Here is a 25,563-nt window from a genome sequence, read left to right on the forward strand (position 1 = left end):
AAGTTCGATTAGGATTTATGCTAACGAAATAGGAGAGTTTTTTTGTGCAGAAAGGACGGTATGTTTGTCTAAGAGGACGGAAGTTACGTTTGAATAAATCAATCACGGCAAGTTTATTTAGACTAAAACTTGCCGCAACCGTGTTGGCGAATGCTACTTCAAGTATTTCACATGCGCTTCCATCTCTTCGCCAATTTGTTTTCGCATGTTCATTAGACGAATGGCTGACTGTTCGAGTTCGATATCTTCGTCAGTGTCTGGCACCCATTTCGGCACGGATGTCGGGTTGCCTTCTTCATCGACTGCGACCATGATGACGATGCAATGCGTGGTGAGGCGATTTTTCAACACTTTCGGATCGCTTGCTTGAACGTCAATGGCGATGTGCATGGACGTTTTTCCGGTATAAATAACCTTGGCACTTACCTCGACCAAATTACCAACGTGAATCGGGGCTACGAACCGAATACCGCCTGCATAAGCCGTGATGCAGTATTTACCGCTCCATGCTGCGGCACAGGCGTAAGCTGCAAGGTCAATCCATTTCATGGCGGCACCACCATGCACTTTACCGCCGAAATTTACATCTCCAGGCTCTGCCAAGAAGCGCAGCGTAATGTCTCTTTTTCCCTGACTCATGATGATGAAACCTCCTTATCATCCGTATCCGTCAAACGTTGGGTATTCACTATTAGATAACAATTGGGACGGAGTAAGGCAAACAAAAGTAAGGAAATGTTCTCTACGTCCCGTTGTTTTAGGATTTTGACTTCCAACGACTAGGTGGGACACCAAACGCTTTTGAAAAACGCCGGCTGAACGCGGACAGATCTAAATAGCCTACACGCTCGGCCACAATCTGAACGGGCAGATCGGTATGCACTAGCAACGCTTTGGCTTTCTCCATTCTCTGCTGCGTGATGAATTGATGTACGGTGTTGCCGACGGTTTCTTTAAAGCGTTTTTTGAATTGTGTGGGACTGAGACAGGCAATACGTGAAAGGGCGTCTATGGACAAGTCTTCGGCGATATTTTCGAGAATATGTGCTTGCGCTTTTCGAATACGGCTATCCATGACAGCACTGATTTCTTGCTGCTCAAGTAACAAGTAGAACAGCTTGAACAGAGAGGTTTCCAGCGCATCGTCCACCTTAAATTCGAGCTGTTTTTCGACAAAATAGAGGAAGCTTAGCAAAGGTGGTGAGATGGCAAATAAGACAAAATCGGACTGTGAAATGTGCTCGGGTAGCGATTCTAAATCGACCACAATAAACCTTGCCGCATCATCGGCGTTGAAATGATGTTCAACGCCAGATTTGATCACCACACACTCGCCAATGGACACAGTATCGGAGAAATCTAACAGTTCAATGTCAATCGCACCTTGAATCGGTAGCACCAATTGGTGGAAGTTGTGTGTGTGCTTTTGTTTTTGCTTTGTGTAAGCACGAATACTCAGTGCATTGGTCATCGCGTAGCGTCCACATCCATTTCTATCAGTATCGCCGCATGTGAAGGTAAGTGATAGTGATGAAGCGCAGTTCCTTTGTTGCTCTCGCATTATCCGCCGAGGTAGCCGTCTTGGTGCATAAAAAAGCCCGCGGTGTTCGCGGGCGTTTCCATGCTGCTATTTCTTCAGGCGTATATTTCGAATCCGATATTTTACGCCCGCCTGAGAAGCATCCCATTCCGCCAAGGTGGCAAAGGGCTTGTTTACCTTGGTGATATCGAGCGCACCCGTGTTTAGCTCGTACATAGGAACAGAGACCGAATGCCATTTACCCGTCTCCAGTGGACCAAGCGGGTAGTCATTTCCTGAACCTGTTGGCGACTCCATTTTCACGACCAGCGTTTCACACTGCGTCTCACCGAAGGTAGCGGGTTTACCATAGCTTTCGATATACACGTCAAACACGAGCTGACCTGACGTGAATGCACTCAGGTTTTGAGTGATGCCCTGCATTAGCACAACGCCTTTGTAGTCTTCAGGACTCGCACTGTTGTAGGTCACAGAGAACTCGTGGGTTGTGTCATCTGCTTCACATTGACTGACAAGCATGTGGTCATGCAATGGTGTCCAGTCGGCGGTGTGTGCTTGCCACGCGACAAGGTTAGGTTGCATCAGTGTCCAGAGGTTGATGTCATCGCCCTCTAGCGGAGGTATCGTCTCTATGTTTAATGCATCATGGGTGACTGCTTCATCTGCCGGATCCTGACTGTGAGGAACAAAACGAATTTCGCCAAGGTTGAAGTCGACAGGTTCATCACAGTGGATCAAAAACGCAGTATTGAGCCGCGAGAAGTTCATGCCTTCGTCTGCGAAATACTGGAGCGGGATCTTGATGGTTGTCCATGATGTTTCGTTTTCATCTGACGGAGAAGGCAGAATGTTGTGGATTGGGATTTGCCCCAAACATGGCCAACCACAGTGCATCGCCAGCATCATGCTCTTTGGTGCAGGGGATTTTAGGTCGATATCAAACTGCAACGTCGCATCTGCATTCAAATAGTCATACCTGTCTGCGACAGCTTCATCCGGTGTTTGCAAATAGACTTGTGCGGGAACATCGCCACTGAATTCAACGTGAATCGCGTCTTGCTGGTGGAGGTGATCAATTGGCGTGGTACGGATCCCTTTGATTGTGGTCGGCGTGTTGTTCGACACGGAAACACCGTCCCAATGGTTTGCTTCGCTTGAAATGCGAGCGGTAAACTCGCCCGATGCCATTCGGCCGAAGATCTCCAGATTGATCGCAGCAATGCCGTTGCCGGGCATATTCATTCCGCAGCCATACTCTCTTGGATCCAGAGGGAGGTTATCAAGATCAGCATCGATCTGAATATGTGGTTCAACATCGTAGGAAAGGCCATAGCCATAAGGAAACAGGGGCGCATGGTCACCATCGAGATCCTGTTCTGTCTCTGGTGTTTGATAATCAACAAGATTTGGTGCTTTGCGGTTGATTGTCGTCGCGCATTTGGTTCCGGGCCAGGAGAAGGACAAACGCCCGCTAAAGTCTCGGTTGTTCTGACTAAACAGGACATCTGTGATGCCGAAGGCTTCTGTTCCCGGCAGCCAACCAGCGACAAAAGCGTTAGACATGTTTACTTCTTCATTAACGTAGAGCGGTCTGCCAGAGAAGAATAGCGTCACGATATCAAAACTACGATGATGCAAGTCTTTGATAAGGTGCAGATCATCGGCGTAAGAGGGCTTTAACGTCGCGTATTCTAACGTTTTGGTCGGACTAATATCGCCAAACATTTCTGCATAGGGGTCTTCACCAATAACCACAACTGCGATGGCATCCTTTGGCGCGGTGGCTGGGTTGGTGTAGACGTTCGAGCTGCCAACCACGTCTGTCATGGCCATGAGCATGGTAGTTGCGCCAGGGAAGTCTTGCTCCAGCGTGTTTTCTGTCCCTTGCCAAGTTAATGACCAGCCGCCAGTTTGTTTTTGAATGTCATGGGCGGCACTGCCTACAACGAGGTACTTGTTATCAGGAGAGAGAGGAAGAATGTTGTCCTTGTTCTTTAGCAACACGAGAGACTCGCTGACGGCCTGACGTGCAATAGCCCTGTGTGCTTCTGAGCCAAGAATGTCTTGCTTACCAGCGAGCCTTCTTTCAGTGGGTTTAGGTTTGTTCCAAAGATTTGCGCGCATTTTTACGCGAAGAATACGCGTGACGGCATCGTCGATACGGGACATGGGGATTATCCCGTTGTTGACTTGCTTGATGACATTTCGATAGAAGGCTTGCCAGTCTTTTCTTGCCGTCACCATAAAGATGTCGTTACCCGCCAAGACTGCTTGAGGACTATTCCCTGCGGTGCTGCCGTTTATTTCGCTGTGGCCGTTCCAGTCCGTCACCACTAGGCCGTCGAAGCCCATTTTATCTTTCAGTACATCATTGACGATGTACTTACTGCCATGGAGCTTTTTGTTGTAGACGCTTGTGTTCATGACGTCGTAGTTGGCGTCATCGTGCCAAGAGTTGAACGACGTCATTACAACCTGTGCGCCTGCATCCAGCCCCGAAAAATAGCCTGTTGCATGGATATTGCGAAGGTATTCCTCCGTGTAATGGTTCTGTCCACGGTCAACACCTTGCTTAGTGCCGCCGTCGCCAAGCCAATGCTTAACGTTTGAAATGACATGAGTGTCTGATTTCAATCCTTGAGCGTCACCTTGCAAGCCCTCCACCATTTGAGAGGCATACTGGTAGATGATCTCAGGGTCTTCGGAGTAGCTTCGTAAACCCGACCCCAACGGTAATCGCGGGGAGCTGCCACGGTAGGGGCGAACGTCCAATCCAAACCTGTTGCGGCGATTTCTTTGGCCGTTGCTTGGCCGATTTGTTTGATAAGCGCGGGATTGTTAGCTGCACCTAAGCCGATGTTATGCGGAAAGACTGTCGCGCCAAACACATTGTTATGACCATGAACGGCATCGGTTGCCCACATAAACGGAATGCGGAAGCCTCGACCCTGATAGGCCTGTTCCAGAGCGAGGAAGTATTTATCTGCCTCTTCTGCCCACTCTTTTGCAGATGCGTATTTATTGCCGTTTGGCCAAGCACCACCGCCATTGAGAATCGAACCCAGTTTGTATTGCTTTGCTTCTTCAGGCGTGACGCTACGTAAGTCAGGCTGGATCATCTGGCCCACTTTTTCTTCCAGTGTCATTTGACCCAGAATTTCCAGAATCTTTGTTTCAATCTCGGGGTCTTTTGCGATCGCGCTTTTAACCCGAGGCCAATCAGGAAAGTAGGGAACCTTTGAATTCTGCTGTTCTGGAATGCTAATGGATGAAAGTTCCTTGCCTGACACGGTGTTCTTCCTTACATGTTCTTCATTTTTCTTACTGGCGATAGCCTTGCTGCTGAGTATTGAAAGCGCTTTCTTTTAAGGCTAAAGCAATAAACCAACAATCGATACTAACGTAAGACTCTGCGATAGGGGGTTCTCACTTGCGCGAAAAATCGACTTTATAGATCACCATAAGCAAAGCACATATAAAGAAAAACCCGGCAATTCCGGGTTTGTGAATAGCGTATGGATTTGTGCTGATCAGTTGTAAGCGCGAGCGAATGCGCCTTCACAACTTACTGCGTAGTCGCCGACGTATGCAGGGATAAATACAGATTGCCCTTTTTCCAGTGTGACGCTTTCACCATCGCTGTGTGACACAGTCAGTGGGGTATCGATGGCAATCAGGATTTCTGCGCTGTCAGTGGAGAGCGTTTGATTGCTGGTTGCTGTGTACACGCTGAACTTGAAGTCAGGCACAGGGATTGGGTAGTGCTGCGCTGAACCAACAACCGTCGGTTGAAGCAGGATTGCATCCTTCGCCATCGGTACACAGCGCGTGCACGAGATAAGCTCAGGCACATCCATGTATTTTGGCGTCAGGCCTGCGCGCAGCACGTTGTCTGAGTTTGCCATGATCTCAAGACCCGTGCCCTTGATGTAGGCGTGTGGGGTACATGCATCAAGGAACATAGCTTCACCCGGTACCAATGTAATGGTGTTGAGGATAAGCGGTGAGAACAAGCCGATATCGCCCGGATATTGGGTAGACAAATCAAGCAATAGCGCACAAAGCTCGTCATCTTGGTTTGCTTTTGCAAAGGCGATCAGTTGGTCAAGACTTGCGGTTTTCGCTTCGCCATCAAGGGACAGCATCGCTTCAAAGAATGCACTCAAACCTTGCTCAGTTTGGTTGGCTTCTAAAGCACTCACGAGGCCTTCAAGCTCTGCAATGTTTAGCTGGTGGAAGAAGTTCAGGATCTCGCTGTAGTCACGGAAGCCGTTCATGGCTTTGTAGGAAGTCAGCGCGTAAACGAGTTCCGGTTTGTGGTTAGGGTCTTTGTAGTTACGAAAACCCGCTGATAGTGGAATACCAGCCGCTTCTTCTTTCGCAAAACCTTCTTCAGCTTGCGCTTTGCTTGGGTGAACCTGCACAGAAAGTGCCTTTTCTGCTGACAGCACTTTGAACAGGTAAGGCAACTCGCCAAACTTTTCAGCAGTGTCTGCACCGAGCATTTTCGGCATATCTTGAGCAATAAAATCAGAAAGAAGGGTTTCTTTGCCTTCAACGGTAATTTTTGAGCAACCGTTTTGGTGTGCACCCATCCAGATCTCAGCTTGTGGTTTGTTCTCTGGGTTTGGAATATCGAAAAGGGTATTCAGAGCGTCGTGGCTGCCCCACGCGTAGTCCTGAATGATGTTGTTCAGTGGGTAAAAGTTATTGGTCATTGTTCTTCTTCGGATGTATCTAATCTGTGCGTGAGTCTATCAGAATCACATTGAAAGATTTGGATCTAAAACAGAAAAACGCCCCCTTACGAATAAGGGAGCGATTTCAGGGGGAAACAAATTAAGCGGTTGCTACGTCGCCTGCTTCTTTTTGTGCTTTCGCTTGGCGCATCTTCTTCAGAGAAACTGCTACTAGAGCGGTAACTACAGCACCTGCAGCCATACATGCCAGTGCCAGAACAGGTTTGTTCATTGCACCCAGCAGGGCTACAACCGGACCACCGTGAGCAACACTGTTGGTGATGCCGAAAGAGAAGGCCATAACAGCGGCAACCATTGAACCAATAACGTTCGCAGGAATCACTGACATTGGGTCTTGTGCCGCGAATGGGATAGCACCTTCAGAGATACCTACCAGACCCATTGCACCTGACGCTTTACCCGCTTCGATTTCAGAATCTTCGAAGATGTTGAACTTGCGACCGATAACAGTTGCCAGTGACATACCCAGTGGAGCAACAGGAATCGCACACGCCATTGCACCCATGAACTGTGTTTGACCACTTGCAATCATGCCAACAGAGAACAGGAACGCAACTTTGTTGAATGGGCCACCCATGTCGAAACCAGCCATACCACCCAGTACAATACCCAGCAGGATAACGTTCCCCGTGCTCATGTTGGTCAGCATGGTGTTCAGACCTTCCATCAGTCCCGCGATTGGCGCGCCGATAACGAAGATGAACAGACCAGCAATGAACAGAGAACCCGTAATTGGCGCAATCATGATTGGCACAAGCGGTTGAATGAACTTGTGGTAGTTACGGGTAGCAACCCACTTCACGAAGTAACCAACCAGCAGACCAGCAACGATAGCACCGATAAAACCAGTACCTGCGTCAGCGCCGTAGAAAGAACCGTTGTTTGCAATCCAGCCGCCGATCAGACCCGGTGCTAGAGCAGGGCGGTCAGCAATCGCGTAAGCAATGTAACCTGCCAGAATTGGAATCATCAGAGTGAAGGCAACAACACCCACATCCAGTACTTTGTTCCACAGGCTGCCAGGAGGAATCGCCATACCTGCCTCAGTTGGCTGACCGCCAATTGCCAGTGCCAGTGCAATCAAAAGACCACCAGTAACAACGAACGGGATCATGTGAGATACACCGTTCATCAGGCAACGGTAAAGATCTGAACGCGCTGATGATGCATTGCTTTCGGTTGCAGCGGTTTCTTCAGCAGACGCCACGTATTCAGGTGCTTCCAGTGCTTGCTTAATCACACCTTTTGCATCTTTGATAGGTGCTTTTACGCCCGTTTTAATAACACGTTTGCCTGCAAAGCGGCTGGTATCCACTTGGCGGTCACAAGCAACGATGACGGCTTCAGCGCGCGCAATTTCTTCCGCGGTTGGGCTGTTTTTTACACCGATTGAACCGTTGGTTTCTACTTTAATTTCGTAACCCAGTTCAGCCGCACCTTTCTCCAGTGCTTCTGCAGCAAGGTAAGTGTGCGCAACGCCAACAGGACAACCTGTTACACCAATCAGCAGACCTTTGTTTGCTTCAGGAACCGCTTCTTCTTCCGTTTTTTCCAGCAGCAGAGCCAGTGCATCTTTGGCATTTTCCGCGCTCATGAAGTTGTCGATGAAGCCTTCTTCAATCAACTTAGAAGACAGTTTCGCCAATACTTCGATATGGTGGTTAGCACCGCCGTCAGGCGAAGCAATCATGAAAAAGAGTTTCGAAGGCTGGCCGTCTTCTGCGCCGTATTCGATGCCTTCACGGCTGATACCGATAGCGACAGCAGGCTCTACAACCGCAGCACTTTTTGCGTGCGGCAGCGCAACACCATCTTCAAAACCAGTGTTACCCAGTTCTTCACGAGCATAAATGTCCGCAAGGAACTGTGCTTTGTCGTTAACGCGACCTTGCGCATGCAGAAGTTCGATCATCTCAACGAAGACGTCTTCTTTTGTCTTTGCGCTCAGGTTCAGGCAAATCAGATTTTCATTGATTAGCGACGTAATCATGATTGCTACCCCTAGTAATGTGTTGTTAATGCGGCAATGGCCGATGAGGTAATTTTCCGCTTTTCCCCTATGTTTCAGATAGAGGAGAGATAAGGCTTTTACTGGATATTTGTAACATTGAATCTCTAGTGTGATCTCATTCTCACTTCGAGAGTTGTTAAATAAAATGAGTAATATCATGGATAATTCAATTTAAACATAAGGTTATATGTTTGTTTTTGGGTTCTGATGTGGTTTGAATTCGGTGAAGCGTTTTTGGGTGCTAGAAATTAGTAACGCTATATGAAGATATTGTGGTGAAAATTAGGTGACTGCAATCACGCAATTGAAGCTCAATGAGATAAGAGCTAGCTCGAAACATTTTGCAACAGGATAATGCAACCGGACTTTTCAACGCGTTAGAGGAAAAATGGGTCAGGTTTTTCATCTCCTTTTAGAAAACCTGCTTTCTGAAAGTGAGCACGTAAGCCGTATTGTATTTGCTCGTGACCAAGTCACGCCGCCGCAATTCAGCTATCAAGTTAATTTTCCGCGTGTTGAGCTGGTGCTGAGCGGTGAATACCCCAACCTGTTGGAAAGCGAAGACAAATCCATTAACGAGGTAATTCTTCGTCCCGGTGAAGTCCTTTATGTACCGCCTAACAGCTGGAATAAACCTAACTGGGATACCGATTGCTCGGTGCTTAGTTTGCTATTTGGTAAGCGGCAACTTGGTTTTAGCTTGGTCGGTAAAGCAAAGAATCAGCCGGGGTTTTATGACGTGCAAAAGCACAGTATTCAAACCCGTACCGGCCACTCCATTGACCACATGTTGAATGCCCTTAACATGTTGCCAAAAGAGTCTGTTCAATCGCCGATGGATGGTTATCTGCTCAAAGCCCTAATGAGCTATTGCCAAACGATGCTGGCGGCACCGGCTGTGGGTACGCGTAATCGTGTTGAAGATCTCTATCAAGGGATTTGTATCTACATTCAGGAAAACTTCCACCGACCGATCACGCGTGAGACGATTGCCGCGCGCTTCAACATCACACCCAATCATCTTTCTCGGCTTTTCAGGCAACAGGGTCACATGCGAATGGCGGACTACATCACTTGGGTTCGGGTAGACCGTGCCAAGTTTATGTTGAAACGTTATGACTTTCGGTTAGGGGAAGTGGCCACACGCTGCGGGTTTCAGGATGTGAACTATTTCTACCGTGTGTTTAAAGCGAAGACAGGGATGACGCCGTCGGAATACCGTGGAATAGATTAAGGTCAACAGGCTCTAGCGAAACGGCGTACTCAGCGTGTGGAGAATGATGGTCTCCACAATATCCATGTCGGCGTTTTCGGTGAGGTATCGGCAAAATTCTGGGTCTAGCAATTGCTGAGAAAAGCCGGAAAAGGCAACGATTTGCTCTCGAACGGGTGGTGTTGGTAAGACCAAGCCAACAATCCGCGACACATCTCCATGGTTAGACATCCAATCTAATGGCTCTGCGGTTGATGCAATCAAGATATGGGCATTGGCAACATCAGCAATCATCACGTGGGGCAGCGCGATGCCATTTCCCATACACGTTGAGGATACGCCTTCACGTTTATAAAGTGCGTTGAACAGCGTCTCGTGCTCAATGTCTTCTTCAGCAGAGACTTTTTTGGCGAACTCGGCCAACAGCGCATGCTTGTCCAGCGGTGATGCGTTGATACGATGACGTTGGAAGACAAAGGGTAACGTAACGAAATCTGATGGCGAGAAAGAGACAGTGCGTTTCCCGCCAGAGATCAGCGTGGCATGTTCATCGATAAAGTTTGTTAGCACCATAGATGCCAATTCGGCATCTGACCCCTCGATGAGAAGCTGGCACAAATCGCCAGGCAAGGCACTCAGACTCATGATTCTCATTGGATGCTCAACACTCGCTTCTTTACGTTGCGAGAGGTTACTAAGGATGGTGACAGAGCGGAAATAGGCCGCAAGTGTTTTAAGCTTTGCCAATCGCCACGCTGCCAGCCCTTCTTCGCCAACAAGAAACGTGATCCTGCGGGTGATCATAGCGTTTTACAACGCTCCAACACGCTAACCGGATCGGTAAGCACTTCTTCAATGGTGACACAGTGTATTTTACTGCCAGTGAAGCGCGCGCGGTCTTCGATTTCGATGTCTGATGCGATAAGGACCACATCGGCACGGGCGATATCCATTACGCTCAGTGGGTTCTCAATACCCATTGCGCCTTGTGTTTCTACGTTGATATGAATGCCTGCTTGCTGTGCGGCTTTTTTGAGTTCGGCAGCGGCCATATAGGTGTGGGCAATGCCTGTCGGGCAGGCGGTTACAGCGACAATTTTCATTTTTCGTTCTTCTTCTTTTTCCAACTCAGCCAAACGGTTGAGGGCGCGCATTGTGCTTTAAGATTTGGAATGCGTCCGTGATTTAGCCCACGTTGTTGGCATCCTTGGTCGATAAGCTGCCATAAGGACAGTTTCTGCAGCCGTTGCCGCAGCATTTTCCACGTTTCAGCAAGTACCAAGCGGAGAAAACCATGTAGCCATTTTCCATGGTGTAATCGATGTTCTCGACAAGTTGGGTGTTTGACGCGTAAGGCTTTGCGAGGCGGATAAGATCGTTGGTGGTGTATTCTTGGTAGATCTCGCCAAGCTTAGTGTTAACGCGCTTTGCGAGGCAGCTAGGACAGAGACAGGAGAGATTATCGTCCTCTGAAACTGGCAATACGGAAGGGTAACTCATACACCAGCAGGTGCCGGAATCTGCTGTACAGGCTACTTCAACATGACATTCAGGACATTTCTTCATTCTTTCGCACGACTTCCAGAGCGTATTTTTACGTTAGCGGCGTATCTTAACTGACTCGTCGGCTCAACTTAAGCCGTTTGGACGCCTTAAAAGTTATCTCATACTGAGATTCTTGCGATCCGATTCACTCTTTCGGCAGACAAGCTTTACGATTAATGCAAATGATAATAGTTTGCATTCAATGTTTGTTTTGGAGTGAAAGCACATGGGACAAGAACATGCTTTTCATGAGGATCCGTTACTTAGAGTCAGGAACCTTTGCGTTGATTACATCACGGATGATGGACACTTTCGAGCAGTGAAGAGTGTTAGTTTCGACATTGGTCGCGGGGAAGTGTTTGGGTTAGCGGGGGAGTCGGGGTGTGGAAAAAGCACTATCGCGTTTTCGGTAAACAACCTGCATAAACCACCTGCGATGATTTCTGGTGGCGAAATATGGTTGGAAGACGTGAACCTCCGAACATTATCAAACAGCCAGATGTCGGCAATTCGCTGGAGCGAAATTGCAATGGTGTTCCAAAGTGCCATGAACTCTTTAAATCCAGTACTGACCGTGGAAGAGCAGTTTGTGGATGTGATTCAGCATCACAAAGGCTGGACGCGAGAACAAGCCATCAATCGTGCGCAAAAGATGCTCGATTTGGTGAACATTCCAAGAGACCGTCTTAAAGACTTCCCGCACCAGTTTAGTGGCGGGATGCGCCAACGTTTGGTTATCGCCATTGCGCTAAGCCTGAGCCCAAAACTCATCATTATGGACGAACCGACTACCGCTCTGGATGTGGTGGTTCAGCGGGAGATCCTGCAGCAAATTTTCATGCTCAAGGAGGAGTTTGGCTTCTCTGTTCTGTTCATTACTCACGACTTGGCGTTAATGACTCAACTTAGCGATCGCATTGCGATAATGCGCCATGGCGAAATCGTAGAAGTGAACTCAGCGAAGGAGATCCGCAATAATCCACAGCACGCGTATACGCAAAAGCTCTGGGCGTCATTTCCAAACATTCACGACAGAGAACATAGCAAAACCAAATTTGAAGAAGGTGCCATGTCATGAGCCAACCAATCATTCAGGTACAAGACATCTCCAAAACGTTTTCTACCGGCGGTGGTTTTGCCAAGAAAGAGCCATTTCATGCGCTGCGCGGTGTGACGTTTGACCTCTACAAAGGCAGAACGCTAGCACTTGTTGGCGAGTCGGGTTGTGGCAAAAGCACGGTCGCAAGGCTGATCACCAAAGTGCATGATGTTACCTCTGGCAATATTCTGTTCAACGGACAGAACATTGAAGAAATCAAATCCGGGAAAGCCCTTCGCGAATACAGAAGTCAGGTTCAAATGGTTTTTCAAGACCCGTTTGGATCGTTAAATCCCGCGCACCGGATCGGTCATCACATTGCACGCCCGCTTAGCATTCATCATGACAAACTGACTGAGGCAGAAATTCGTGAACGCCAGCGAGAGTTGATCAATCTCGTTGAGCTTGACGAAGATTGTTTGGAAAAGTTTCCACATCAGTTAAGTGGGGGCCAACGCCAGCGCATTAATCTCGCGCGTGCATTGGGTGTGGGCGCGCAGGTTATTCTGGCGGACGAACCGACGTCTATGTTGGATGTATCCATTCGCCTAGGTGTGTTGAACCTGATGCAACGTATGAAGCAAGAAATGGGGATCGGATTTCTTTACATCACCCATGATTTGGCAACGGCACACTATATTGCTGAAGACACAGCGGTGATGTATCGGGGCCAAATTGTAGAGTGGGGTGATACGCAGCAAATTCTGTCTAACCCTCAACATCCGTATACCAAGCTCTTGATTTCGGCGGTGCCTGACCCTGACCTGCCTTTTGCTGATTTGATTAAAGATACGGCGAATTATTCGGAGAATGCGGACGAAATCCGAACCTTGAGTGAACGGCTGCAACCTGTGATAAACCAAGTGGGCGAGAATCACTTCGTGCGTTGCTGGGAGTCTGCCGCATGACCCAAAGCGAAGAGCACGTAAGAGAAATCCCAGAATGGCTTGGCTGCATGCAAGCCTGGTACTGCAACCAAAACATCAATGAGATGCGTGGGTTAGAATCGTTGGTTATAGAGGCACCAGCAAACCTTTTTGCTCCTTGCATTGATGAAGATAAGAGCTTAGGCATTGGCTATTGGTTGGATGCGTGTGTCAGGCTCCATCATCATTTGAATTCGGTGGATGACAGAGACGGTGCCTATGCATTCCTACAGTTCGCTTACAGCAAAATGCAGGAAATGGGCAGCAATATTAGCCATGACATTGAAGTTAAAAAATGGTGTCTAAAGCGGATGGACGCGCTCATTGTGACGCTTTTAGAGTTTTGTCAGCGTCAGCAAAGTTCTTATTGGGAACGAGAGTCAACATCATTGATAGAAGCGCACGTTAGCTATATGACAGCGCAGAATCATTTAAACCTTTCTCAAGAGCTTGCCGCGGTTTAATACCAAAAAGAAAGCGCATCCAAAGGTGCGCTTTTCATTGTGTATCAATATCTTAAGATTATAATTTAACAATCCAATAACAAAACTTTCATTCAGGCTCATTTTCGAGACAAAGCATTTAAGCTTTTCAGGATATATCTATGTCACGTTGTGAAGGTTTCCTGACATAAGCTTGCTCATTTCCCTCTAACTCTGATGCTAAAACAATTTTCAGTCGTCAAATCTCGGTATTTGTCGGCTAAAAAACTTTTTCTTTTAGCCGGGGCATAGAGCCCATTGTTCGGGAATGTTCCAAGAGTCAAGAACCTCGTGACGTACTAGAAAAATAGTCATGGAGGCGTTATGCAAAACTCTGCATCAAATGATGGAAAATTAAGCCTGACAGCCAAGGTCATTATTGGCCTTGTCACAGGTATTATTCTTGGACTTGCAATCAATATACTAGGACTCAACCCTGCTGGAGGGTTTGTTGATACTTACATTACAAACGGCTTGTTCCACGTAGTGGGCAAAATGTTTGTGAACGCGTTAAAAATGCTGGTGGTTCCACTGGTTCTGTTTTCACTGATATGCGGTGTTTGCGGGATTGGAGACATCAAAACACTGGGAAGGGTAGGTTCAAAATCCTTTGGCCTTTACCTTCTTACTACTGCAATCGCAATTGCCTTTGCGATTACCATTGCTTCACTCAGTGGCATTGGTACTGGCATGCAAATGGCGGCAGACACGGCATTCTCTGGTCGTGAAGCACCGCCACTTTCTCAAGTGCTTATCGACATCATTCCAAATAACCCAGTCAATGCGTTATCTGAAGGTGAGATGCTTCAAATCATCTTCTTCGCCATCTTGATGGGTATTTGTATTTTGATGGTTGGCAAGCCCGCCAAAAAAGTGGTTGAGCTGGTGGAAGTGCTCAACGAAATCATGATGAAAATGGTCACCGTTATCATGGAAATCGCACCTTACGCGGTGTTCTGTTTGATAGCGAAAGCGATGGCAAACTTGGGACTGGCACTTTTTGCACAGCTCATTGGCTATGTGGTGGTCTTGATTGCTGTGCTACTGCTTCATTTGTTTGTCGTGATCCCAACCATTCTCAAGGTGTTCTCTGGTCTGAATCTGCGTCTTTTCATGAAGAAAGTGCGCAACATGCAAGTGTTCGCTTTCAGTACTGCAAGCTCGAATGCGACGATCCCAGTGACACTGCGCACCGTGACAGAGCGTTTGGGTGTAAGAAACTCTGTCGGCTCTTTCACCGTGCCATTTGGTGCCACCATCAACATGGATGGTACGGCGATCATGCAAGGTGTCGCGACGGTATTTATTGCAAATATTTACGGCATAGACCTTGGTGTTGCGGGCTTTCTTACCGTAATCATGATGGCCGTTCTTGCATCCATCGGTACTGCAGGTGTGCCGGGTGTAGGGCTTATCATGCTGTCGATGGTATTCGCGCAAGTTGGGTTGCCGCTTGAAGGGATCGGTTTGATCTTGGGTGTAGACCGACTGCTGGATATGGTTCGTACCGCGGTTAACGTGACAGGTGATGCAGCAGTAAGCTGTATTGTAGCTAAAAGTGAAGGCAAGCTGGACGAATCTATCTACAACGACCCAACAGCGGGAGTGATTTCAGGTGTTGAGATAGACCACGACGCTGAAAAAGAGTTGGCAGACGCAGCGAAAAGCTGATGCCTAACCTGAGCAAAAAGAGCACCTTTCGGTGCTCTTTTTTTATCGGGTTGCCAAGCATGCGCCTCTGCCAATCCACATGGCCAAGAAAGCCACAGCGAGGCAATTCATGGCTAAAATTTCGATACTCGAGTTAGACACCTGACCACCCCAAAAAGCCATCCCTGTGATAGCAAAAATCACGAATAACGTGAGTATTCCTGCTTTTAATCCCATCCCAGAATCACGGGTTATTGCTACACGGTTGCCAAGCAACATTGCGGCATAGATGAGTGAAAACACGGCGCAGTATAGGAACAATGGTTGAATTTGTGTGGCAGCGAAAGGTAGGGTAAGGATACCAACGATAAACCAAAACGCAGGATGAACCAGAAGTGGCTTGTCGCGCCATTGACGGCGGTTCAATGATGTCACGATAAACACGATTAGAGCACCAATAACCGCTCCTGCTAGGACATCAGTGACATAATGCACACCCAAGTACACTCGGCTCAGAGCGACAAGCAACGACGGCACTAGCCAGAGGGTAATTCGGTCATGACCTGCTTGTTTTAACCAATGATAGAGTAAGCCCCAGACGGCAAAAGCAGTTGCGGTATTGCCACTAGGGAAAGCAAACCCGGACGCTTCGGCTAATTGCAACTCTGGGAAGATATGGAACGGTCTTGGGACACCGAAGTAAAGCTTTCCAAAGCTTACAATCACGGTTGCGACTACGGTGACAAGTAAGACTTCGCTGGCTCGCCTAATCCCGCCTGTGGCGATAGCAATTGGTAGAAGCAGGAAAAATAATGCGCCGCTTCCTAATGCTGACGAAGTCGTTAAAACACTGCCTACAAAACCACTGATTGTTTGTGGTAAGGCACTCACGGCATTTTGTAGTTGCTGGTTGACGCCCGCATTCCAAACAGAAAAATCATGAGCAAGGTAAGAGAAGTTATCTTGTTCATCCAATGGGCTTTTAGAGGATGATTTCAATAGCTCTGGAAACATGGCGACTTGATCAGGAAAACGTGCATTTTCCAACATATCTTCGTCAGGTTTCATCATGTAAACCGCGCGTACTTCTCGGCCAAAGTGCTCGGCTTTCCAAGCAGCGACCGTTGCTTCGCCATTTGTACCCGTGTGGACAGGGATGGGTGCCAGAGCGACGCAATCATACAAAACGGCATTTCGAGGCCTTGCTAGTTCACCAACGACTTTTACATCAATACCGGTTTCTTCGCGAGTTTCTCTGATTGCTGCATCGGCTGGGTTATCGCTATCGACATAACCACCAGGAATGGCAATAAGATTGTTCAAAATATCTTTGGTTACTAGCACTCGACCTGATTCGTCTGAAACTAAACAAGCCGCGCCTTTAACATTGGCGATTTCTGTGGCTGCGTGTGCAGACGTTGTGCTCACTATTGCGAGCAAAAAGCAAAGAAAGAGTTGTTTCATAAAGCATTAATGTATAGGTGCATTTGCGAGCATTGTATCTGATGACGCAAGTGTATCAATGCTAGTTTACGAAAAAGTGGCATTTGTTTTCTCTTTGTTGTTTTTGTGTGGCTGTCTGGAGTGAATACTTTAAGAATCAACGCTAACAAGATGTAGATGCTCTATTTTTAGGCTTTTGAACAAAAACTTTAAGAAAAAGGGTTTACACTCGACGATTCGCTCAGTAGTATTCGCCGCAACGAAGGAGAGATGGCTGAGTGGTTGAAAGCACCGGTCTTGAAAACCGGCGTGCGTTTATAGCGCACCTAGGGTTCAAATCCCTATCTCTCCGCCAAATTAGAAAAGGCCGCTGAACTATCAGCGGCCTTTTTGCTTTTTTAACCCTTGATGAGATAGGGGTGCAGAGCCCTAGCCAGGGTTCAGCCGAGCGAAGCGAGACAACGTTGCTCGGCGTAGCCGAAAAGCAACGGCCCGAAGGGCGAGGACGCGAAGCGGCCGAGTAAATAACCTATCTCTCCGCCAAATTAGAAAAGGCCGCTGAACTATCAGCGGCCTTTTTGCTTTCTTTAGGCATTTAGCCGACCTCAATGCGTTGCTCTGTGAACCCTCACGCAAATTCAAGTTACTTGTATAGTGCCACTTGGCTAGATTCCATTAATCTTCTGATAACAAGATTTAACTTATTGGTTTCAAAACAGAAAGTAATAATGATTATTCTAATAAATAAAATCATCATTATTGTGAACATTGGCCTCTTGCAATAAAGCCTGTGCAAATGCCAAATCGGTTTATTTCAGCGTTAGGGAGCGTAAGGAACGCCTCTCGAAAGCCACTTGTAGTCATGGAGTAAGGAAGACGAAAATGAGAAAAATTGGACTTTTAGCGGCCTCATTGGCCTTAGGTTTGACAGGCACTGCAAATGCAAATGAAGGCACTTATGTTGGTGCAAACATCTTGTTTGCAGCACAGAGTGAGTTTGAGTTGTCTGGTGTAGCACTTAGTGAAGATGCAGATACTGGTTTTGATGCGCAACTTGGCTATCAAATGAAACTTACGGACCACATCAACTTAGGCTTGGAACTTGAGTTTCGTTCGTTTGGTGAAGCAGACTTTGCCAACGTTTTAAAAATGGAAGGTTCTGCTTTTTATTTTAACGCGAAACCAAAGTTCTATGTTGATGACGACAAGAGTTTCTACGTTGGTGGCTTGGTCGGTTTGGGATCGATGGAGATTGAACTGAATACCTCAAGCGGATCTGCGAGCGATTCTGATACCAGTATCCAGTTTGGTGTTGAGGCTGGTTATGAAATGGATTCTGGCTTCGGCTTCAACCTAGGCTATAAAGTGGCAAAAGCCGAAATTCAAACAGTCGACTTTACATATGACGGTGTTTATGTGGGTATTAATTACCTGTTTTAAACCGAAATAGTCATTATCTATTTAGGGAGCGATTGCTCCCTTTTTTTAATTGCTTTTTTAATTAACCAAAATGTAACATGACGATTAGTCAAAAAATCTCCAAAAGTCAAATTAGTTCCCCCTAATTTACTGTCTCATTTTCGTTATGAGTAATGAAAAATAATATTTCCATTCGACTTTAGTCTTAGATTTTTCTCATGCTTATTAATTAGCACTTAATTAGTAGTCATGTTTAATACAAGTAATACTGTGTTGGGCTACATTTTCATTTGCAGTTTATAAAATATAAAAAGCGGGAGGTTATATGTATTCTCGCGTTAATACAGTATTGTTGGTTGGCATATGTATCATTCACACAGAAACGGCGTTCGCTGTTTCAGAATCACTTTCGATGACGATGTCTGGTGAGATCGAAACTCGTTGTGATATCAAATTAAATGCTGGGAATGTCGTCAATATTACAGAGAGTAAGCAACACTCTTTGCCGTTTATTGTCGACTGTAATCAGCCATTTGCAATGTCAGTCTCTTCAAGATCCGGCGGTCTAAAGTTGACGAGCGACTTTGGTGATAACTCTACGTATTACGACTTGAGTATATTGGTCTCTTCCGTGGGGATTAATAGCACATTTAACAGCAAAGATTTACTTACGCCTCAATATATTAATGGCTCAAATAACGTCCCTTTTATTTCTAATGGGGAGTTGAGAATAACATTGCAGGATAGGTTGCTCTTTTCTGGAGAGTATTTGGATGTGATTACCATTGATGTTTCGCCTTCAATTAACGACGCATTTTAATGATTTATAAGTTTCTGCAGTCATGCAGTGAGTTCGGTTCAAGATGGTTTTTGAATCGATACATGTAAGTTAAATAATCTCTTGGAGAAAAATTATGAAAAGGCTAGTTCTTGCAACAATGTCAGTATCTGCACTGTTTGCGTCTGCTGTGTACGCAGCACCTCAGTCAATTCAAATCTCAGGTAATGTTGACCCCGTATGTGCGGTCACGGGGTTGCACTCTAGCACCAGTCTTCATGTGGGTCCTGTTGGGTCTGGTAATAGCGGCACGGTGAATGCTATTACGGTGACGTGCAACTACTATTCAGGCGCGGATGTCACCTTAACTAGCACCAATCAAGGCCTGAAAAGTACCGATCCTAGCTCACCTGTGATCCTTAATTACACAGCGTCTCTCGATATGGCAGGTGACCCTGTGACACTTGATACATCTTCAGCCACCTTTGTGACTAAAGGGTATGGTGGTGGCGGTGCGACAGCATTGGCTGCTGGTATTACAAGTGACCTTTCAGTCAACGTGCCTACAGGAACCGTATTCTCTGGCGACTACACAGATACATTAACCATCACTATTGCTCAGCAGTAGGAAACGTGTCTTGAGGGGGAGCCGTGCTCCCCTTTCAATCCAGAGGAGTATTCAGGGATGACGAATTTGTTCGGCAAAGTGCTTGGTTTTCTCGTTCTTATTTTCCCTACGTATTTGATTGCCTATCAAGTGACGCCGATGATCGCAGAGATGACGCCGCTAGGCCGTGGTGCTCAGCTCTCGATGCGCGTCGATAACACCAATGATTTCCCATTGACCGTTGAGCTGGTGCCTTTAAAGCTATCGATGGATCGCTTTGGGCAAGAAACCTTGTCTTCAGCAGATGATGATTTGTTGGTTATTCCTGTCACTGCTGTCATTGAACCGGGTAAATCTCAGTCTGTTTTAGTCAGATATATTGGCGATCCTGAGATAAAAAATTCAAACGCTTACCGTATCTCCGTAAGGCAAGTAAATGTCCTTGGCAGTCAAAACGATATCGGGCTTCTGATGCGCTTTGACACGTTAATGAACGTCAAGCCAGAAAAAGCGTCTCCAAGCTTATCGGTGATTAAAGTATCGGAAGGCAACAACGGATGGTTTGTCGAAGTGAAAAATGATGGAGACAGTTACGGAAGAATCACGGAAAGCATCTGGACAATTAAGCAAGGTGGAAAATCTGTCGTAGTCAGAGGTAGGGATATTCAACAATACGTCACAGGAACCTTAGTACTGCCAAAATCTTCGCGCGTGTTTCCAATGAAACCCATCAACGGATTCTCACCTAGCAAAACATCCATTGAAATTGTCGAATTAAAATAGTAATGAGAATCTTATGCATAGGTTGTTGTTTTGCATAGCGGTCGCGTTTTCTTCGTTTCAATTGGGTGCGTTAACCATTTCTCCAACCGTGTTGGAGTTGAGCACGGATTTAAAGTCCTCTGCTCAAATACGGTTAGAAAATACCAGCTTATCTCCGACACCGATTGAAGTTGCTGTCAGGAAGTTAGTGTTTGATGAAAATGGCAATTTTAACGTTGAAAATGCAGATGATTCTGACTTGATGGTGTTCCCGCCCGCTGCGGTGTTAGCACCTGGTGGCGTTCAGATATTTCGGCTCCAATGGGTTGGGCAACCTCAACTACCTCAGTCTGAAAGTGTCTTTATTCGCTTTACTCAGCCCGCGATAGAAGAGTTGGATGAATCAGCAGGATCGGCACTAGCTGTTGAAATTCATTATAACGCGCTTGTGCATCTTTCTTCTTCGAATCAACAACCTCTTGTGACGCTGGATGTTGACGAGAGTGGGGCTGCAGCCATATCCAACAGAGGTAATCGATACACCTTTCTCAGTAAAATCCGCTTTTACAGTGAAGCTTTACCTTCCATCGAATCACCTGAAACCGTGTTTGGTGAGCGGTTTCTTCCTCCTTTTTCCACAATCGCTGTTGATGTGCTTCCGTCAGTTAAATCAGGCCGATATGTGGGCGAAAAGCGATGAGAAGGATGAAACGCTGTTTGTACTTGCTGGTTATTGGCTTGCTGTTGTCTGCGCCCGTTTGGCCGAATCAAAAAATTAACCCGACAGGGCGAGACATCACGCTCACATCTCTGTTGCGCGTAAGTGACAGTGTCATTGGGGAAACCGAACTCACTATAACTGCGGACGATCAGATCCTCTTGCCCAAAGCATCGACGATCACGGCGTTGTCGGACATGGTCAATGACGATGTCCTTGCAACCTTGCAATCGGTTGAAAAAAACCTTCTTGCATCCTCGAACTTTGAAGCGGCGGGACTGACGTTAACCTTTGATTTTTCAAGTTTGGAATGCGTCATCGCGATACCAACCGATTTGATGAAAACACAACAGCTTTCTGTTGAAGGTCAAAAAGCGAATGTCGCCTTTCTAGAACCATCAAATCTTAACGGCTATCTGAATGTGTCGGTTTCAAACTCATTGATACAGTTGCCTGATGCGGATGATGAAAAACTGAGCCACTACAACCACCGTTTTGATGCTGGCTTGAACTATCGAAGATTATCACTGGAATATGAATCATCGTTTAGCGACGCAGAAGGGCTAGAAAGTGTCTATGTAAGAGAAGGCACACGCTTAAATCTGGATTTTCCGTCATATGGCACGCGCCTTGTGGTTGGCGATATGTTCAACACGGGAACCGTCTTTCAAGACAGTGTTGATATTGCAGGTATTGGTCTCTCGCGAGACTTCTCACTCATTCCAACGCGCAATGTCCGCCCTAAAGCGGCACAGACATTTACTCTAACACGTACCTCTAGTGTGGATGTTGTTGTTGACGGCGCGGTCGTTCAACGATTCACCCTAAATGCAGGCACATATAACCTCAATGACATTCCGATCGTGCAGGGTATCAATGACGTTGAGTTGATCATCACCGACGCGTCAGGTGAAGAGGAACGCATCAGCTTTGCGGTTGCGACGGGAAATGAACTGTTAGCGAGCGGGGAATATGAATATGCGTTTTTATTGGGTTCGCCTGCGCGCTTTGAAGATGATGAGATTAAATATGATACGGAACAACGGATTCTGTCCGGCTACGTTGATGTTGGCGTCGCACCTTGGTTGACCTTGGGTATTAATGGACAAAAGCGAGAAGAGCTTTACCAATTTGGCGGGTCGGTGCTGTTTGCCTCCTCTCTAGGTATTACAGAACTCGTTGCCAGTAAAAGTGACCACCCGACGTTGGGGGATGGTTATGCTTATCGTTTTGCTCACGAAGCGGATATCCCAGAAGCGTTAACTTGGTTAACGCAGGTGAGTGTGCTTTACGATTACATTAGCCCAAATTTTAGTGGTGTTGACTCATTAGACAGCATGAGTTCACCACTGAATTCAGTGACGCATTTTGGGTCACTCTTTACTTCATTCGACCTCACATCAACACTGCGCTCTTCGCTGTCGCTGACCTACTCAAAAGGGGACGGAGAAACCAACAATTACTGGTCTATCAGCCCTAGTTTCTCAGGCCAACTGTTTGCAACCCGTGCAACGTGGAGCACGCGCGCTGACTACCAGCAATTTCGCTCGGGTGATGACGCGTTTTGCCTTACCTTGACCCTAAGTTGGCCGCTTGGCAAAGCCACGCGTGTTGTTAGCCGAGTGCAAAGTGAAAACAACTTTGCGGGGGTGGATGTTAGCTATCGTGAAGGGATTGGTAATACTGGCGGAGTGTCAGCCTTCGCGTCCATTGAGCGAGATGACAGTCGAGACGCCAATATCAATGGATCGTTCGACTACACGGGGAATCGATTTCAATTCAGCGCCGATCATTTCACGCGCTTTGAAAACATTAATGATGACGTAAGAAGCCACAACACACGCCTTCAGGTCGCGAGTGCGATTGCGTTCTCTGGTTCGGAATTCGCCATTGGGCGGGAAGTAGGGGAGGCCTTTGCGATAGTGAGCAAACATAAAAGTCTCGCGGACAACATCGTGGATGTAGACCCTGCCACAACAGATGGCTATTCCCGCGTTATCAGTAATTCTTCCAGCAATGTGCTAATTCCTGATCTCGTCGCTTATAACCCTCAGTTCATCAGCTATGACGTTGATAATCTGCCACCCGGCTATGACTTGGGAGAAGGTGTTTTTTCGGTCAACCCCGGTTATAAGCAGGGCTATCAACTGACAATCGGCTCTGACGCCGTGATTACCGCATTGGGCATTTTGAAGTTTAAAGGCAGCAAGAAACCAGTGCCTCTCACTGTTGGAGAAGCCATTTATCTAGATGATGAAAGCGTTGCTCCCTTGGAATTCTTCACTAATCGCAAGGGACGATTCGCGATATCGGGAATGCGCCCAGGCAAGTACAAGCTACTCTTGAAAACCAACCCCAAACGAGAAATAGATATTGAGATAGAAGACAGCGGCGACACGCTGATGCGCTTGGGAGATCTATATGCAGATTAGAAAACTCGCCTTCTTCTGGCTGATGCTTTGTTATTCAGGTGTTGTAAATGCAGCTTGTGAAGCGTCGGTTGTCAGTTTAGAGCCCACAAACAGCGCGGCAAACTATGATGTTTTCGCCACGGGCAATTATCCGCTTCGTCAGCAATTTAAAGTGCGCACGTCAGTATCTGAGGGCTGTAAAGTCGTTGTCGTTTTAGATTTGGAAAACGATGTGTCCGCACTGACAAATGCCACGCGAGAAAGCATGCGCTTTGATTGGTACGCCGCCGAAGGGTATCTGCAAGCCGACAAATGGTTGCTTGAGTTGGATAGTGAAAACACTGAGGCAGAATTTGAGTTTCGATTCATTGGCGGGCAATGGCTTGAAGCGGGTACCTATAAGAATCGGTTACGCGCATCGCTGTTCAAGGAGAACTCTGCGATGGAAATGGATCAGATGACGTTAAATGTCGAAGTATCGGTGTTGCCCAGTGCAAGAATTCAGTTTTATGGTCTGTCGCAGCGTCACTTCAATCTCGATCTTGGCTCGCTGAAATCGAACAAAATCATTAACTATGCACCAAGATTGTGGGTGGAAAGCACGGCACCTTATTCTCTCTCTGTAGACTCTCAATTTAATGGCAAGCTTCGCCATCAATCTCAAAATGCGATGTGGGATTTGGACTATCAGATGCTGATTGCTAATGAAGCTATTCCTCTCGACGGAACGCAAAGACGATGGACGAGGAGTCATTCTACTGCCGGCACACCGCTACCGATTCAAATCATTATTGGGGATACAGAGCGTAAAGCTGGCGGAAAGTATAGCGATACCGTCCATATCTCTATCGCCCCAAGTCTGTCTATGGCGCCAGATTAAACGGCATTTTGTGCGTGTTTTCGGGGTTCAAATCTTGCCGAATATACAAATACTTGTCGCTACAGCCACTATACTCCCTTCAATAAAAGGCCAAGGAGAGAAGACGCATTGAAGTGGGATAAAGCCAAATGGGACAAGGTTGTTAACCTGTTACTCTACCTTCGACACATCTTGATTGCCGGTCTCGTCTTTATCAATGGCGTCATCATCTTTCGCGCAGTATGGGGTCAAAAACTCGACCTTGTTGCTCTCTTCAATATCAAGAATTTCACCAACATAGACTGGGCACATGCCGCAAATGGCCCTTGGCTGTTACTCGGCGTGTTTCTGATGCTCAATGCATTGGGCTTGTTATATCGCGCGCGCGTTGCTTGGGCGGTGAGTCTGATTTTGCTCATCATTGCGTTCACGTTTAACTGGCACTTCTTCCCACACTTAGGAAAGCACTTATACCTCAGTGCTGGGACAGCAGTTTTGCTCTTTATGTTGGGCAAAGATTTTCACCGTTCGAGTGCGACGGCGGGGGGGATCGCAGCCTTCATCAGTTTTGCCGTATTGCTGTTTTATTCAACTTACGGAGCCCTGTATTTCGGCGGTGGGTTCCACCCGCAAATTCATGATTTGATGACCGCATTTTACTTCTCCATGGTCACCATGACTACCGTTGGGTATGGCGACATCATTCCTCAAACGGAGACGGCGAGGTTGTTTACCGTCTCTGTCATCATTGCGGGTATCACGGTGTTCGCAACGTCGTTAACGACAGTTTTTGGTCCAATCATTAAAGGTGGCTTAAACAAGCTGGTAAAAGGAGCGCAGAAGCCAATGAATCGGAAGAATCATTTCCTCGTGTGTGGCACATCTGTGCTGGCAGTCAGTACGGTGTGGCAGCTTTCCAAGCGGGATTTACCCGTCACACTGCTTACCATTGAAGACGAGGACAAATTCCCGGCGATCGAACAGCGTATCGGCAAGAAAATTGACATCTTGTCCGGTGACAGCACAGACAGTGAATTTCTGACCAATGCCGGTGCAGAGCAATGTCGTGCTGTGCTGGCACTCACAGAAGACGATGCGACCAACGCCTTTATTGTGCTGTCGGTAAAAGCCATCTCGCCAGACATTAAAGTGGTGGCGGCAGTGAATGATGCCAAGAACTTGAACAAGGTGAAGCAGGTAAATGCGGACGTGCTTATTTCACCTCAACTGTTTGGCAGCATGATTCTGGCAAGCGTGTTGTCTGGCGAGTCAATAGATAACGACCAGCTGCTTGATATGCTTCTTGGCTCAGGCAAAGGGCTGATGAAAGAGGACTAAGT

The 25,563-nt window shown here is 47.1% G+C and carries 21 protein-coding genes, 1 tRNA gene, 1 other RNA gene and 1 pseudogene; 15 read left to right on the forward strand and 9 right to left on the reverse strand.

Translation table 11 applies throughout. The features are described 5' to 3' along the window. Positions 1-153 precede the first annotated feature (153 nt). From ATN88_RS15695 to ATN88_RS15715, 5 genes and pseudogenes are all read right to left on the reverse strand, one after another. Entirely contained in the window at positions 154-639 is a 486-nt protein-coding gene (locus ATN88_RS15695) for an acyl-CoA thioesterase (protein ID WP_067417896.1), read from the reverse strand. Positions 640-757: 118 nt separating this feature from the next. Further along, positions 758-1,471 carry a helix-turn-helix domain-containing protein gene (locus tag ATN88_RS15700; protein WP_067417899.1) on the reverse strand — a complete coding sequence of 238 codons (714 nt, stop codon included), beginning with the start codon at positions 1,469-1,471 and terminating at the stop codon, positions 758-760. Between the two features lie 156 nt (positions 1,472-1,627). Continuing rightward, positions 1,628-4,830, reverse strand: a pseudogene (locus tag ATN88_RS15705) (glycoside hydrolase family 3 N-terminal domain-containing protein). Between the two features lie 240 nt (positions 4,831-5,070). Then, positions 5,071-6,258: a mannose-6-phosphate isomerase, class I gene (gene manA, locus ATN88_RS15710; protein WP_067417902.1), complete on the reverse strand. Its 1,188-nt coding sequence runs from the start codon at positions 6,256-6,258 to the stop codon at positions 5,071-5,073. A gap of 121 nt (positions 6,259-6,379) precedes the next feature. After that, entirely contained in the window at positions 6,380-8,290 is a 1,911-nt protein-coding gene (locus ATN88_RS15715; RefSeq protein ID WP_067417906.1) for a PTS fructose transporter subunit IIABC, read from the reverse strand. Positions 8,291-8,699: 409 nt separating this feature from the next. Here ATN88_RS15715 and ATN88_RS15720 point away from each other — a divergent pair, with 409 nt between their 5' ends. Next, on the forward strand, positions 8,700-9,545 hold the full coding sequence (locus tag ATN88_RS15720) for a helix-turn-helix transcriptional regulator (protein WP_067417909.1): 846 nt from the start codon (positions 8,700-8,702) through the stop codon (positions 9,543-9,545). Positions 9,546-9,557: 12 nt separating this feature from the next. Here ATN88_RS15720 and ATN88_RS15725 read toward each other — a convergent pair whose 3' ends face one another. The 3 genes from ATN88_RS15725 to ATN88_RS15735 form a co-directional block, all read right to left on the reverse strand. Then, positions 9,558-10,328, reverse strand: a complete 771-nt coding sequence (locus tag ATN88_RS15725) for a PTS sugar transporter subunit IIA (protein WP_067417912.1) — start codon at positions 10,326-10,328, stop codon at positions 9,558-9,560. After that, a complete protein-coding gene (locus ATN88_RS15730) occupies positions 10,325-10,627 on the reverse strand; it encodes a PTS fructose transporter subunit IIB (protein ID WP_067418055.1) in 303 nt (100 codons plus the stop codon). Before ATN88_RS15730 ends, ATN88_RS15725 begins: the two co-directional genes overlap by 4 nt. Positions 10,628-10,709: 82 nt before the next feature. Beyond that, the gene (locus ATN88_RS15735; RefSeq protein WP_332308917.1) at positions 10,710-11,090 is read right to left on the reverse strand and encodes a cysteine-rich CWC family protein; all 381 of its coding nucleotides are present in this window, start codon (positions 11,088-11,090) and stop codon (positions 10,710-10,712) included. A gap of 205 nt (positions 11,091-11,295) precedes the next feature. Here ATN88_RS15735 and ATN88_RS15740 point away from each other — a divergent pair, with 205 nt between their 5' ends. The 4 genes from ATN88_RS15740 to ATN88_RS15755 all read left to right on the forward strand — a co-directional run bounded on the left by ATN88_RS15740 (position 11,296) and on the right by ATN88_RS15755 (position 15,247). Then, positions 11,296-12,147, forward strand: coding sequence for an ABC transporter ATP-binding protein (locus ATN88_RS15740; protein ID WP_067417915.1), 852 nt, complete (start codon positions 11,296-11,298; stop codon positions 12,145-12,147). After that, the gene (locus ATN88_RS15745; protein WP_067417918.1) at positions 12,144-13,076 is read left to right on the forward strand and encodes an ABC transporter ATP-binding protein; all 933 of its coding nucleotides are present in this window, start codon (positions 12,144-12,146) and stop codon (positions 13,074-13,076) included. The genes ATN88_RS15740 and ATN88_RS15745 overlap by 4 nt, the downstream gene beginning before the upstream one ends. Continuing rightward, positions 13,073-13,558: a hypothetical protein gene (locus ATN88_RS15750; RefSeq protein WP_067417921.1), complete on the forward strand. Its 486-nt coding sequence runs from the start codon at positions 13,073-13,075 to the stop codon at positions 13,556-13,558. Before ATN88_RS15745 ends, ATN88_RS15750 begins: the two co-directional genes overlap by 4 nt. A 342-nt stretch (positions 13,559-13,900) precedes the next feature. Then, positions 13,901-15,247, forward strand: a complete 1,347-nt coding sequence (locus ATN88_RS15755; protein ID WP_067417924.1) for a dicarboxylate/amino acid:cation symporter — start codon at positions 13,901-13,903, stop codon at positions 15,245-15,247. Between the two features lie 42 nt (positions 15,248-15,289). Here ATN88_RS15755 and ATN88_RS15760 read toward each other — a convergent pair whose 3' ends face one another. Beyond that, entirely contained in the window at positions 15,290-16,654 is a 1,365-nt protein-coding gene (locus ATN88_RS15760) for a bifunctional NUDIX hydrolase/phosphatase PAP2 family protein (protein WP_232313301.1), read from the reverse strand. Between the two features lie 279 nt (positions 16,655-16,933). On the opposite strand from ATN88_RS15760, the gene ATN88_RS15765 reads away from it, so the two are divergent. The 10 genes from ATN88_RS15765 (at position 16,934) to kch (ending at position 25,561) form a co-directional block, all read left to right on the forward strand. After that, positions 16,934-17,024 (forward strand) — tRNA-Ser (locus ATN88_RS15765). Between the two features lie 43 nt (positions 17,025-17,067). After that, positions 17,068-17,212, forward strand: a non-coding RNA gene (locus ATN88_RS15770) — RtT sRNA. A gap of 339 nt (positions 17,213-17,551) precedes the next feature. Then, positions 17,552-18,109, forward strand: a complete 558-nt coding sequence (locus ATN88_RS15775; RefSeq protein WP_067417930.1) for a porin family protein — start codon at positions 17,552-17,554, stop codon at positions 18,107-18,109. Positions 18,110-18,413: 304 nt separating this feature from the next. Next, on the forward strand, positions 18,414-18,908 hold the full coding sequence (locus ATN88_RS15780; protein WP_067417933.1) for a hypothetical protein: 495 nt from the start codon (positions 18,414-18,416) through the stop codon (positions 18,906-18,908). Between the two features lie 94 nt (positions 18,909-19,002). Then, the gene (locus ATN88_RS15785) at positions 19,003-19,494 is read left to right on the forward strand and encodes a hypothetical protein (protein WP_067417936.1); all 492 of its coding nucleotides are present in this window, start codon (positions 19,003-19,005) and stop codon (positions 19,492-19,494) included. Positions 19,495-19,551: 57 nt separating this feature from the next. Further along, a complete protein-coding gene (locus ATN88_RS15790) occupies positions 19,552-20,256 on the forward strand; it encodes a fimbrial biogenesis chaperone (protein ID WP_067417939.1) in 705 nt (234 codons plus the stop codon). Between the two features lie 13 nt (positions 20,257-20,269). Then, positions 20,270-20,935: a fimbria/pilus periplasmic chaperone gene (locus tag ATN88_RS15795; RefSeq protein WP_067417942.1), complete on the forward strand. Its 666-nt coding sequence runs from the start codon at positions 20,270-20,272 to the stop codon at positions 20,933-20,935. Beyond that, on the forward strand, positions 20,932-23,385 hold the full coding sequence (locus ATN88_RS15800) for a fimbria/pilus outer membrane usher protein (RefSeq protein WP_083539498.1): 2,454 nt from the start codon (positions 20,932-20,934) through the stop codon (positions 23,383-23,385). Before ATN88_RS15795 ends, ATN88_RS15800 begins: the two co-directional genes overlap by 4 nt. Beyond that, on the forward strand, positions 23,375-24,244 hold the full coding sequence (locus ATN88_RS15805; RefSeq protein ID WP_067417945.1) for a hypothetical protein: 870 nt from the start codon (positions 23,375-23,377) through the stop codon (positions 24,242-24,244). The genes ATN88_RS15800 and ATN88_RS15805 overlap by 11 nt, the downstream gene beginning before the upstream one ends. Before the next feature lie 108 nt (positions 24,245-24,352). Continuing rightward, positions 24,353-25,561: a voltage-gated potassium channel protein gene (gene kch / locus ATN88_RS15810; RefSeq protein WP_067417947.1), complete on the forward strand. Its 1,209-nt coding sequence runs from the start codon at positions 24,353-24,355 to the stop codon at positions 25,559-25,561. The last annotated feature ends 2 nt before the right edge of the window (positions 25,562-25,563 follow it).

Source organism: Enterovibrio coralii, assembly GCF_001559595.1.
GTDB lineage: Bacteria > Pseudomonadota > Gammaproteobacteria > Enterobacterales > Vibrionaceae > Enterovibrio > Enterovibrio coralii.